Annotated in this window: 11 protein-coding genes; 8 read left to right on the forward strand and 3 right to left on the reverse strand. The window is 65.7% G+C overall.

Going from position 1 to position 12,442, the window contains the following annotated elements:
• Positions 1 to 83 precede the first annotated feature (83 nt).
• The 3 genes from BJP62_RS09790 (at position 84) to BJP62_RS09800 (ending at position 5,221) form a co-directional block, all read left to right on the forward strand.
• Positions 84 to 1,595: an AMP nucleosidase gene (locus tag BJP62_RS09790; RefSeq protein WP_070529397.1), complete on the forward strand. Its 1,512-nt coding sequence runs from the start codon at positions 84 to 86 to the stop codon at positions 1,593 to 1,595.
• Positions 1,596 to 2,320: 725 nt separating this feature from the next.
• Complete coding sequence (locus BJP62_RS09795; RefSeq protein ID WP_070529399.1) at positions 2,321 to 3,220, forward strand: hypothetical protein; 900 nt, start codon at positions 2,321 to 2,323, stop codon at positions 3,218 to 3,220.
• Between the two features lie 45 nt (positions 3,221 to 3,265).
• On the forward strand, positions 3,266 to 5,221 hold the full coding sequence (locus BJP62_RS09800; RefSeq protein WP_070529401.1) for a helicase-related protein: 1,956 nt from the start codon (positions 3,266 to 3,268) through the stop codon (positions 5,219 to 5,221).
• Here the strand turns inward: BJP62_RS09800 and BJP62_RS09805 are convergent.
• Positions 5,218 to 6,345 (reverse strand): HD-GYP domain-containing protein, encoded by a 1,128-nt coding sequence (locus BJP62_RS09805; protein ID WP_083300827.1) that lies wholly within the window; start codon positions 6,343 to 6,345, stop codon positions 5,218 to 5,220. The two genes, BJP62_RS09800 and BJP62_RS09805, sit on opposite strands and share 4 nt — an antisense overlap.
• Before the next feature lie 248 nt (positions 6,346 to 6,593).
• A complete protein-coding gene (locus tag BJP62_RS09815) occupies positions 6,594 to 7,469 on the reverse strand; it encodes a LysR family transcriptional regulator (RefSeq protein ID WP_070529406.1) in 876 nt (291 codons plus the stop codon).
• A gap of 105 nt (positions 7,470 to 7,574) precedes the next feature.
• Here BJP62_RS09815 and BJP62_RS09820 point away from each other — a divergent pair, with 105 nt between their 5' ends.
• The 4 genes from BJP62_RS09820 to metF all read left to right on the forward strand — a co-directional run bounded on the left by BJP62_RS09820 (position 7,575) and on the right by metF (position 9,741).
• Positions 7,575 to 8,003: a CidA/LrgA family protein gene (locus BJP62_RS09820; RefSeq protein ID WP_070529407.1), complete on the forward strand. Its 429-nt coding sequence runs from the start codon at positions 7,575 to 7,577 to the stop codon at positions 8,001 to 8,003.
• Positions 8,000 to 8,686: an LrgB family protein gene (locus tag BJP62_RS09825; protein ID WP_070529408.1), complete on the forward strand. Its 687-nt coding sequence runs from the start codon at positions 8,000 to 8,002 to the stop codon at positions 8,684 to 8,686. The genes BJP62_RS09820 and BJP62_RS09825 overlap by 4 nt, the downstream gene beginning before the upstream one ends.
• Complete coding sequence (locus BJP62_RS18670) at positions 8,683 to 8,832, forward strand: hypothetical protein (RefSeq protein ID WP_168163823.1); 150 nt, start codon at positions 8,683 to 8,685, stop codon at positions 8,830 to 8,832. The genes BJP62_RS09825 and BJP62_RS18670 overlap by 4 nt, the downstream gene beginning before the upstream one ends.
• 78 nt (positions 8,833 to 8,910) lie before the next feature.
• Positions 8,911 to 9,741: a methylenetetrahydrofolate reductase [NAD(P)H] gene (metF, locus tag BJP62_RS09830; protein ID WP_070529410.1), complete on the forward strand. Its 831-nt coding sequence runs from the start codon at positions 8,911 to 8,913 to the stop codon at positions 9,739 to 9,741.
• 677 nt (positions 9,742 to 10,418) lie between these two features.
• Here metF and BJP62_RS09835 read toward each other — a convergent pair.
• Complete coding sequence (locus BJP62_RS09835; protein WP_205700883.1) at positions 10,419 to 11,237, reverse strand: helix-turn-helix domain-containing protein; 819 nt, start codon at positions 11,235 to 11,237, stop codon at positions 10,419 to 10,421.
• A gap of 58 nt (positions 11,238 to 11,295) precedes the next feature.
• On the opposite strand from BJP62_RS09835, the gene BJP62_RS09840 reads away from it, so the two are divergent.
• On the forward strand, positions 11,296 to 12,186 hold the full coding sequence (locus BJP62_RS09840; protein WP_070529412.1) for a DMT family transporter: 891 nt from the start codon (positions 11,296 to 11,298) through the stop codon (positions 12,184 to 12,186).
• Positions 12,187 to 12,442: the final 256 nt, after the last annotated feature.

Below are 12,442 nucleotides of genomic sequence, written 5' to 3' on the forward strand. Positions count from 1 at the left end.
GTCACACGAACGCGACGCAGCCGTGCCAGAATCGGGGTAGAGACGCATTCCGATTCCATACGCCCCGCACCGGACGACAACCCATGTTCCACCAGCCCGAGTTCATCGCCCCGACCCGCCACACCGACGCCGACGCCGCACTGGCACAGGTCCGCCTCGTCTACGAATCCAGCCTTGCCCACCTGCGCGACGCAATGGCACGTTTCGTCGCCGGCAAAACGCTGCCCGGTCGTGTCCGCGCGTGCTATCCCTACGTGCGGCTGCAGACCGATACCGTGTCGCGACTGCAGCCACTGGACGGGCTGCGCTCGGTCGACGGCATTCATCTGGCCTTCGGCTTCGTCGCCGGCCCGGGGCGTTACGAAACCACGCTGACCCGGCCCGACCTGTTCGAACGCTACTACCGCGAGCAGTTCGCGCTGCTGCTGCAGAACCACGGTGTCGAGCTCGAGATCGGCGTCAGCAACCAGCCGATCCCGGTGCACTTCTCGTTTGCCGAGAACGACCATATCGAGGGCAGCCTGACGCTCGAGCGCCGCCAGCTGATGCGCGACGTGTTCGACCTGCCCGACCTGTCGGCGATGGACGACGGCATCGCCAACGGCACCTACGAGCCGGCCGCCGGCGAGCCGCAGCCGCTGTCGCTGTTCACCGCGCCGCGCGTCGACTACTCGCTGCACCGGCTGCGCCACTATTCGGGCACCCAGCCTGAGCATTTCCAGAACTTCGTGCTGTTCACCAACTACCAGTTCTACATCGACGAATTCATCCGTCTCGGCCTCGAGGCGATGAGCGATCCGCACAGCGAATACGTCGCCTTCGTCGAGCCCGGCAACGTCATCACCCGCCGTGCCGGCCTGGCGCCGGAAGCCGCCGACGCGCTCGGCATGGCGCCACCGCGGCTACCGCAGATGCCGGCCTACCACCTGATCCGCGCCGACCACAGCGGCATCACCATGGTCAACATCGGCGTTGGCCCCGCCAATGCCAAGACCGCAACCGACCACATCGCCGTGCTGCGGCCGCACGCATGGGTGATGCTCGGCCACTGCGCCGGCCTGCGGCAGACCCAGCAGCTCGGCGACTACGTGCTGGCGCACGGCTACGTGCGCGAGGACCACGTGCTCGACCAGGACCTGCCGCTGTGGGTGCCGATTCCGGCGCTGGCCGAAATCCAGCTCGCGCTGCAGGCGGCGGTGTCCGACGTCACGCAGATCAAGGGCTCGGAGCTCAAGCGCGTGATGCGCACCGGCACCGTCGCCAGCACCGACAATCGCAATTGGGAGCTGCTGCCCGACAACGCGCCGCAGCGCCGTTTCAGCCAGAGCCGCGCCGTTGCGCTCGACATGGAAAGCGCGACGATCGCCGCCAACGGCTTCCGCTTCCGCGTCCCCTACGGCACCCTGCTGTGCGTATCGGACAAGCCGCTGCACGGCGAGATCAAGCTGCCGGGCATGGCCAACCACTTCTACCGCGAACGCGTCGACCAGCACCTGCGCATCGGCATCCGCGCAATGGAGCTCTTGCGCGACCAGGGCGTCGACCAGTTGCACAGCCGCAAGCTGCGCAGCTTTGCCGAGGTGGCGTTCCAGTAAGCCCGGGCGGGCGGCAAGCCGCCCGCGACATTTCGGTTACACCGCGCCACTGCAGAAATTTGAACTATCAGCCGGCGTATCCCGTGTCCATGATTTGATGAGAAGTGCACTTCAGCGTTGAATCCGCCCCTACCCGTAGTGCCCGACAATATGCCCTCAAATATCAGATACCTTTTCCTGTATATTTTCTCGCTCTACTTAATCAACCCGGCACTCGCCACGTGCGATTTCATCCAGATGAATGGACGACCTCCTACTGGCCAATCAATTCCACAACACATTGAGAACCGTGGCCCTTCTGGTTATTCAAGGCTTCCTCACGAAAACGGCTGGTTGTTTGAACAGTCTAAGTTTTCATCTATTCAGATCAAGGCACCCCACGCAGAAGCAATATGGATTGGGACGTACAAATCCATAATTTTTCAGTCCAACCTTCGATTCTCAAGCCGGCATTTAAAAAGAAACAAAATTGACATATCCAAACAGCTGGACACATGCACCCAAAGAATATCTAAAGAGTGCTGGCGCGACGAGTCCGGCATATTTTACGAAACCGCCAATGACCCAATGGAAACATATTTGTATATAACCGATCCAAGATACGCCTCGCCAGAAGACCCCGACGTCCCCCCAAGGCGCTGCAAAACATCTACCAAGTTTCAAGAAAGGTGGTCCATGGCCTGATGAGAATCATACTTCCGAAGTAAATTCATCAAGGATCGCGCATGAGCAAAAAAGAAAATACCGGCAAAGCGAATGAAATCACGCCAGTCACGATCCGTCACGTCAGGGGAATGACCCCGGCAGAGATGCAGTACATCAAATACGCCAGCCTTGGACGGAGAATCGAGCGCCCCTTCGGCCTCGGGTTTGGCGTCGTGATCATGATGTTTGGCATCACACTCCTCGTGGCGTTCATTTACGACGGGCAGGCATCAGAGCCGGGGAAATTCATTATATCGGTCATATTTTCGATTGGCTTTTTCCTGCTCGGCCAAGTTAGCTGGAGAACATACAAGAAAAGAAAATACCGGCTCAAAGACGGCGTTTACGAGATAAGCGGCAGACTTGAGGAAATGAATGGGCGCATCGTCAACCCCAGCACCGGTGGCAGCAGCAGCGTCAGAAAGTATGTCATCGGTGACACGCAAATCATCTGGCCCATCGCCTCTTCGGCCGTCTACGCATCTTCTGCCGGGAGCCTGATTTGTATCAAAGCGGCGATTTTCGAAAAAGAAAAACCCGTTTCGTTTTTCTCCGAAAGATCAATACTATCCGATAAAAAGCATGACGCCTTCGTGCTCGAATTTGACGACAAGATCAATATCAACCGGGCCATCGTCAACTACGGGCCGCGCCTTTTCTTCAAAAAACGCGCTACACTAATAGCGACACACATCCTCATACTGACCATTATTGCCCTTGGCTTGTTTTATTTCATGGAAAATCCATTCTCAGCACGCCTGCCAACGCCCAGCCATTCATTGGCACTCACCTCTGAAATCATCGCCATCACACTATTCCTGATCACTGCTGCCGCATGCCTGGCCACGGCGGCGTTCCTGTACGAAAAAATCGCCAAAAAAATGGGTTTTACCCCATATATAGAGAAACTGCGTAGCTGACGGCAGGATATACTTCGACGCATCAAAAGAAATCGCAAACCGACAATGACCGACATACCCGAGCCAGCCGAAGAAGCCGGCAACGCCCTCGCCGACTACCTGCACACCTGTCGCGCCACCCTGGTGACCACCGACGGCAGCTATGCCGTCTCGGTGCACGGCGAGATCGTCGTCGGCGATCGCACCGTTCCCTACCATCTGGTGCCCGACGCCGGCTTCCTCGGCAAGACCGCCAAGTGGCGCAAGCTGACGGCGACGGCCAAGCTCGCACTGCTGCAGGAGCGCTGGAACAAGGCCGCGCTGCACACGCTGGAAGCCGCACTGGTCGAGTGCGCCGACGCGGTCATCGACATCGCGACCGAGTGCGAGCTCGATCCGACCGGCGCGCTGAACGCGCTGCAGGCCAAGTACGAGCGCGCCAGCGACCGCTGCAAGGTCGCGCTGGCGCGGATCGAGGCGCAGCGCGGCACCCGCGTCGCGAGCCACCAGGCGGAAAAGACGCGCGACGCGATCAACCTCTCGCTGTACCCGGAATCGTTCACCACCGCGCAGGCGATGCCGCGGCACTTCATCGCCGTGCTCGGCCCGACCAACTCGGGCAAGACGCACGCGGCGATGGAACATCTGGCGCAGGCCAGGTCCGGCGCCTATCTCGCGCCGCTGCGGCTGCTGGCGCTGGAAAACTACCAGCGCCTGCTCGACGCCGGCGTCGCCACCAGCCTGATCACCGGCGAGCAGCGCAAGCTGCACCCCGGCGCGACCCACGTCGCCAGCACCGTCGAGATGTTCAACCCGAACAGGCCGATCGACGTCGCCGTGATCGACGAGATCCAGCTGCTCGACGACCCGGACCGCGGCGCGGCGTGGACCGCTGCCGTGTGCGGCGTGCCGGCCAACACCGTTTATCTGCTCGGCGCGCTCGAAGCGCAGCAGGCGATCGAGTCGCTGGTCCACCGCATCGGCGGCACGCTCGAAGTACGCAAGCTCGAGCGCAAGTCGCCGCTGAAGATGGACCCGCAGCCGCTCGGTTCGCTGAAGAACCTCAAGCCCGGCGACGTGCTGATCGCGTTCTCGCGCCGCGAGGTGCTCAACTGGCGCGACCAGGCGATTGCCGAAGGCTTCGCCGTCTCGGCGATCTACGGCAACCTCTCGCCCGAAGTGCGGCAGGCGCAGGCCGAGCGCTTCGTCTCCGGCGACACCAAGATCGTCGTCGGCACCGACGCGATCGGCATGGGGCTGAACACGCCGGCGCGCCGGGTGATCTTCACCACGTCGAACAAGTGGGACGGCTACAGCGAAGGCACGATCACCGCGGCGCTGGCCAAGCAGATCGCCGGCCGCGCCGGCCGCTTCGGCGCGCACGAGGCCGGCTTTGTCGCCGGTTTCGACGCCCGCACCCACAAGGTCATCTCCGAGCTGCTGCGCGAGAAGATCGAGCCGCTGCCGGCGACCGGCTTCTTCGTCGCACCCAACCTCGACTACCTGCAGCAGATTTCCAAGGCCACCGGCCAGACCAAGCTGTTCGCGCTGCTCGAGCTGTTCACCAAGCACATCAACGTCCACGACGAGTTCTTCGTGCCGGCCAACCTCAGCGACCAGATGGAAAAGGCGCGCTGGCTCGATACGCTGAAGCTGTCGCTCGAAGACCGCTACACCTTCAGCCTGTGTCCGGTGTCGACCAAGATTCCGATGCTGGAGAACGCGCTGCAGGACTGGGCACGCGACCGTGCCGACGGCAAGCCGTCGCCGCTGCTGCGGATCGAGGGCATCGGCGGGCGCAATGCGCTGCAGTACCTCGAAGACAGCTGCAAGCTGTACGCCGCCTACGCCTGGCTCGGCTACCGGATGGCCGATACCTTCCCGCACGAGGAACTCGCGCAGTCGCTGATGAAAACGACGTCGGAGAAGATCGACCTGATGCTGCAGCAGCAGAACCAGCAGCATCGCCGGCAGCCCGACACGCCCAGGCGCGGCGGCCGGCGGCGTTTCGGGCCGCGCTAGCCGCGTTCGCCGCGTGCGGCGCGCAGGCGCTGGACCAGCGCCTCGAGTTCGAGTCGCCAGCCCGGCCAGTTCGACTGCGGCGAGGTCTGGCGCTCGATGTCGCGCAAGAGGTCGCCGAGCTGCCAGTCGATCTCCTGCACCAGCGCCAGCAGCTCCTGCGTCACCAGTTCGTCGTCGGCGACGCTGTCGAGCGCCAGTTCGATCCGTTGCGGGTCGATGCCCAGTTGCGCGAGCATCCCGTAGATCCGGTCGAGCCGCTCGATGACGAAATCCGGCAAGGCCAGCGCGCGCAGATGCTCGCGCTGGGCCAGCCAGTCGTCGAACAGCGCCGCCTGCCCGCCGAGCTGCTCGGACAGGATCAGCAAGCGCGATTCGGAAGGCCGGCTGTAACCGGGCAGCACGATGCCGTGCAGCCCGCGCACCAGCAGGTCGATCGCGTCGGTGCGGAAACCCGGCCGCACCAGCCGCAGCCAGATCAGCAGCGCCAGCGGCCGGCGATGCGGCAGCACCGACCCCGCTGCCTCGGCGATCGCCAGCAACTGTCCCAGCGGCTGCAGCGCATCGTGCGCCAGCCGCGACGGGTAGCCGCTGCCGTCGGGGCGCTCGTGGTGCTGCAGCACCGCGATCACCGTGGCCTCGGGCACGTCGGGACAGTCGCGCAGCAGCCTGGCCGCCATCGCCGGATGCGCGTCGATCAGGTTCAGCGGCGCCTTGCTGTAGTCGCCGACCTGCGCCATTGCGTCGAGATCGGCCAGCCCTGCGTCGTGGAACAGCGCCGCCAGCAGCAGCGCCTGCCGGTCTGTATCGGCAAACTGCAGCCCGGCGGCGAGGAAATCGGCGACGATCGCGACGACCAGATGGTGCTGGTACAGGTCCGGGTGCTCGGCGGCGAGCCGGCCGAGCCGGCGCGACAGCGGCTGCGGCAGCGCCAGCGCCTGCAGGCCGTGCCGGTAGCCGAGCGGGTCGACCGAGCGCGCCATCAGCGTCGCCAGCGTCGGCAGGCGCTGCAGCGCCAGCTGGGCATGGTCGGCGATTTCGTCGCTGCGCAGCCCGGCGCCGACGAAACGCGGCGCCGCCGGGGCGCCGGCATGCATACGGCGGGAGTGGCCTTCCGACTGTGACATGATCGGCTCCGCGGAGTCGCTGATGCCTTGCAGTATAGGCAGGCCGGCGGCCAGCGCAGCAGCGCGATGAAATGGTCGCGCAACGGGCTGCCCGGATGCGGTGCCAGCCCCGCCCGCCGGCCGATCCCGGCAACGGACGGGACGATGCGCACGCCCAGCGACAGGATGTGGCCTACGGGTGCCGGCGCAGCGGCCGGTCAGGGCTTCGCGCGGCGGGCGTGGCTCGCCGGCGATCCGGTCGGCGCCGGTCAGCCGTAACGCGCCTGCGCCAGCGCCAGCCACGCGCGCGCGGCGTGCGAGAGGTAGGCGTCGCGCGGCCACGCCAGTGCAATTTCCCACGGGATCTCGGCCTCGAGTTCGCACACCGCCAGCCCGTCGCGCGCCGACGCGGCGATTTCCGACGTCGGCAGCAGCGCCACGCCGATGCCGCCGCGCACCATCGCCTGGATCAGCCCGGGCTGGCCGCTGCGGCCGGTGACCTGCGGCGCAAAGCCCGCCTCGCCGCACGCCGAGACGATCCGGTCGTTGAGCGCGAAACCCGGCGTGAACAGGATGAACGGCTCGTCGGCCAGTTCGGCCAGCGCAATCCGCGGCCGGTGCGCCCAGGCCGAGCGCTCGGGCGCGATCAGGGCCAGCCGGTCGCGCACCAGGGTCAGCGTCTGGTAGCGCGGATCGTCGACCGGGTGCAGCAGGCCGCCAAGTTCGAGCTCGCCGGCGAGCAATGCGGCCTCGATCGCGATCGCGCCGTCCTCGAACAGCTTGAGCTCGACGCCCGGGTAATGACGCTTGAACTCGCTGATCAGCGCCACGAACACCCGGCCGCCGAGCGAGGGCACGCCGATGCGCAGCTCGCCGCGCGCCAGCCCGGAGAGGCCGGCCAGCTCGGCGTGCAGCTGGCCGGCGTCGGCGAGCATCCGCTCGGCATGCACCAGCACCACGCTGCCGGCGTCGGTCAGCCGCGGACGCTTGCCTTCGCGCACGAACAGCTGCTGCCCCAGTTCGTCCTCGAGCTGGCGCACGAGCTTGCTCACCGTCGGCTGGGTGACGAACAGCCGCTCGGCGGCGAGCGTGAAGCTGCCGCAGCGGGCGACTTCGGCAAACGCGCGCAGGGTCCGCAATTCCATCGACGCCCTCACCATTCCAAATCGGCATTCATTTCATAATGATAATTCATCTTTGTAATCAAAGCGGCGGCATACACTTCGGGCTGTATCCTTCAGGAGGCCATCATGGCTACCGCCCGCGTGACCGGTTTCTTCAGGCTGGTCACCCAATTGCTGCTGATCTTTGCCGTCTGGTTCGCCACCGACTGGTTTGCCCGCGCCGTGCATTCGCCGATTCCGGGCAGCGTGATCGGCCTTGGCGTGGTGCTGGCGCTGCTGCTGTGCGGCGTCCTGCATACCGACGCGATCCGCCGCGGCGCCGAATGGCTGCTGGCGGAAATGCTGCTGTTCTTCATTCCGCCGTGCATTGCCGTGGTGCAGTTCGGCGCGCTGTTCAAGGCCGAAGGCCTGCAACTGATCGCGGTGATCGTGCTCGGCACGCTGATCGTCATGGCCGGCACCGCGCTGGTCGTCGATGTCGTGTTCCGCTGGGAACACCGCCGCCGCATCCGCGCCAAATCGCAACGCCGCCAACTGGCCGGTGCGCTGCAATGAACACCGCCCTGCTCGCCCCGCTCAGCCTGATCGTCACCATTGCGGTGTACTACGCCAGCAAGTGGCTGTACCACCGGCACCGCCGCATCTGGTTTGCCCCCATCGTGCTGACGCCGCTGCTGCTGATGGCAATCGTGCTGGCGATCGATCTGCCCTACCAGGTCTACAATGCCGACGCGCACTGGCTGGTTTGGTTGCTTGGACCAACCACCATTGCATTTGCCGTACCGATCTACGACCAGCGCGAGATCATCCGCCGCAATCCGCTCACGCTCAGCGTCGGCGTGGTGGCCGGCGTGGTGCTCGGCATCGGTTCGTCGTGGCTGCTGTCGCAACTGTTCCGGCTGCCGGACGAACTGACGCACAGCCTGCTGTCGCGCTCGGTCTCGACGCCGTTCGCCGTCGTTGCCACCGATGCCTTCGGCGGTTCGCGCGAGCTGACCTCGCTGTTCGTCGTCGTCACCGGCGTGTTCGGCATGGTGATCGGCGAAACGGTGATGCGGGTGCTGCCGCTGCGCTCGCGCATGGCGCGCGGCGCGATGTTCGGCGCCGCCAGCCATGGTGCCGGCACCGCCAAGGCGCGCGAAATCGGCAACGAGGAAGGCGTCGTCGCCAGCCTCACCATGACCATGGCCGGTATTGCCATGGTGTTGATCTCACCGCTGCTTGGAGCGTGGCTATGAAACGTCCGATCCCCTGGTGCTGTGCGCGTCGGCGCGCACGGCTGCGCGTACAGCCGAAACGCACGCCGCAGCGCAGCGACGTGGTCGGCGGCACGCCCGAGGCCGGGCCGTTGGCGCCACCGCGCGGCAAACTCACGCCGACATGAAGCGATTGCGGGCGCGCTGACGCTACCGGGCGGCGGTGCGGTGGTAAGATTACCCGGATTTTCCACCGAACAGCCGCCATGACCCGCCCGCCGATCAGCTTCGAATTCTTCCCGTCCAAGACGCCCGAAGGCGTCGAGAAACTGCGCAACACGCGCCGCCAGCTCGCCCAGTTCAAGCCCGAGTTCTTCTCGGTGACCTTCGGCGCCGGCGGCACGACGCAGGACGGCACGCGCAACGCGGTATTCGAGATCCAGTCCGAAGGCCATCAGGCGGCGCCGCACCTGTCGTGCATCGGCTCGACCCGCGCGACCATCGCCGAGCTGCTGCAAAGCTACCGCGAGCACGGCATCCGCCGCATCGTCGCGCTGCGCGGCGACATCCCGTCGGGCATGGTCGACGTCGGCGAATTCCGCTACGCCAACGAACTCGTCGCGTTCATCCGCGAACAGCACGGCGACTGGTTCCATATCGAAGTCGCCGCCTATCCCGAGTACCACCCGCAGGCGCAGAGCGCCGAGGCCGACCTGCGCGCCTTCGTCGGCAAGGTCCACGCCGGCGCCGACGCGGCAATCACTCAGTACTTCTTCAACGCCGACGCCTACTTCCGCTTCGTCGACGAGGTGCAGGGCCGCGGCGTCAGCATCCCGATCGTGCCGGGCATCATGCCGATCCAGAACTTCAGCCAGCTCTCGCGTTTCTCCGACATGTGCGGCGCCGAGATCCCGCGCTGGCTCAAGCTGCGGCTGGCGTCGTTCGGCGACGACTCGGCATCGATCCGCGCCTTCGGCCTCGATTTCGTCACCGAGCTGTCGGACCGGGTGCTGTCGCAGGGTGCGCCGGGGCTGCATTTCTATACGCTGAATGCGGCAGGGGCGGTGAGTACGGTTTGTCAGCGGCTGGGGTTTTGAGGGCTGCAGGTTCGCGTTGAGAGAAGCGGCCCGGATGGGCCGTTTTTCGTTGCGGGGTGTGAAGAAGGTTAGAGGTTTAGCGCCTGCGGCGCGGGGGTAAAGGCATTGATGCCGGTTCCGCCCGGCGGACGTGATACTTTCTTTTGCTTCGCCAAAAGAAAGTATCCAAAGAAAAGGCGTGCGCTGCATCGCGCGTCGCTAAGCGGCAAAGCCGCTAAGCTTTGGCGTGACCCGCATCCGCGCCCGCTTCGCGGGTTCCCTGCGCTGCTCAGTCGCCACGGCGGGAATCGCAAACTCGCTACGCTCAAACAGCGATCCCCGACAGCTCCGTGCCGACTTGCGCTGCTCGGCGCTACTGAGGGGATCGGGGCGGTATGCAACGGGCTGTGAACAAACACGTGGCAAACCAGTTGCTGTGAAAAGTGCGCCGCCTTTCATTCCCGTTCGCCAGCGCCGAGGAGTGGAGTGAGACAAGCGGTTTTATCGCTTGGCTCGCGACCGATCGAGGGAAGCCCGGAGGGCCGCAGGGCGCGGGGCGCCTTTGGGGTGAAGGGGGCTTTGGCGAGACAAAGTCCCCTTCCCGTCTGCGCGGCGGAACGCGCATCTAAATGCTTTTAGCTGCGCCGAAGGCGCTGAACCCAAACACCCCTTGCAAAACCGCTTCCCGAACGCCGCCGCTAAACCTTCGCCCCCATCTCCCGCCGATACTGCTCCGGCGTCACCCCCGCCTGCCGCTGGAACATCGCAATGAACGCCGAACTCGTGCTGTAACCGAGATCGAGCGCAATCGCCTGCACGCTGCGGCCGGCCTCGAGCCGCTCGATCGCGCGCAAAAAGCGCAGCCGCTGCCGCCACTCGCCCAGGCTCATCCCCAGCTCGCGCCGGCAATGGCGCGCCAGCGTGCGTTCGGTCTGGTGCACCGTCGCGGCCCAGTCGGCCAGCGTGCGGTTGTCGCCGGGATCGCGCTGCAGCGCGTCGAGCACCTGCTGCAAGGCCGGCGTCTGCGCCAGCGGCAGGTAGCGCGGTTCGGCCTGCGCGCGGCCGAGCCGGTCGACGACGACCTGCGCCAGCCGGCGGTCGGCGTCGTGCTCGGGCACGGCGACGCCGCGTTCGGCGAAATCGACCAGTATCGCCCGCAGCACGCTGTCGATCGCCAGCATGCACGGCCGGTCCGGCAAGGCCGTGCACAGGTCCGGATCGAGGTCGAGCGCCCGGTACAGCACCGGCTGGTGGTTGTAGCTGCCGTGGACGACGCCGGGGGGCAGCCACACCGCATACCGCGGCGGCGACAGGAAGCGCTGGCCGTCGACGTCGATCTGCATCACGCCGTGCTCGGCGTAGTTGAGCTGGCCCCACGGGTGCCGGTGCAGCTCGCATTCGGTGCCGGCACTGAAGGCGTCGAAGCGGAAGCACACCGGATAGGGCAGCCGGTCGAAGTCGCGGTGCGGTGAATAGGCCATGATGTCCGGATCGGCGAACGGTTTGTCTGGTTTCAAGTATATCCAGACAACAAGACAGGCGGACAATCGCTGCCATATTCCGAAGGAGCGCACCATGCCGCTGCTGTTTCCGATTCTGGCCGTGCTGATCTGGGCCGCCAACACCGTCGTCAACAAGCTCGCCGCCGGCGCGATCATGCCGGCCGAAATCGGCTTCTACCGCTGGCTGCTGGCGGCGCTGCTGTTCACGCCGTTCATGCTGCGGCCGCTCTGGCAGCACCGGGCCGCGGTGCGGGCGCAGGCCGGGCGCATCGTCGTGCTCGGGCTCTTGGGCATGGTCGTCTACCAGAGCCTCGCCTACTACGCCGCGCACAGCACCTCGGCGACGAACATGGGCATCATCCTGTCGCTGATGCCGATGATGGCGCTGGCGCTGGCGATCGCCCTGCTCGGCCAGCGGCTGACGCTGGGCGCGATCACCGGTTCGGTCGTGTCGTTCGCCGGCGTGCTGATCGTCGTCTCGGGCGGCAGCGTCGCGGCGCTGCTGCAGCACGGCGTCGGCAGCGGCGATGCGCTGATGCTGATCGCGACCTTGGCGTACGCGCTCTACAGCGTGCTGCTGAAGAAGTGGCAGATCCGGCTGCCTTCCTTGCTGCTGCTGTACCTGCAGGTGCTGGTCGCCGTGCTGCTGCTGTTGCCGCTCTACCTCGCCTCGCCCAAGGTCGGGCTCTCGGCCAGCAACATCCCGCTGGTGCTGTACGCCGGGCTGTTCGCGTCGATGCTCGCGCCGCTGCTGTGGATGCACGGCGTCGCCAAGGCCGGGCCCAGCCGCACCACCTTGCTGTTCAACCTGTCGCCGGTGTTCACCGCGCTGATCGCCGCGACGCCGGTCCTGCACGAAAGGCTGGCGTGGTATCACCTCGTCGGCGGCCTGCTGACGCTGGCCGGCGTGCTGCTGAGCGAGCGCTGGAAGCAGCCGTTCGGGCTGTCCCGCCACCCCGCCTGAGCCCCGTTCTCCGGGTACACGTGTTGCACCGGCGCCGCAGCCGCCGACGTCCGTCTGGCCGATTTGGCGGACCGGGCCAGCCAAGCCGGCGCCGATGGTCAAGACTGTATGAAAGTGCAACAGCGGCCGATCCCCGCGGCGGCATCTGCGCAGCGCAAACCCGGTGCCATCGTGCCGGCAAGGCGCATCCCCACGCAGGCCCGCGGATCGAGTCGGCCGCACAATAACGGCAACACCGGCCGGGCAGGACAAAGGC

The sequence above is a fragment of the Jeongeupia sp. USM3 genome (assembly GCF_001808185.1).
Lineage (GTDB): Bacteria > Pseudomonadota > Gammaproteobacteria > Burkholderiales > Chitinibacteraceae > Jeongeupia.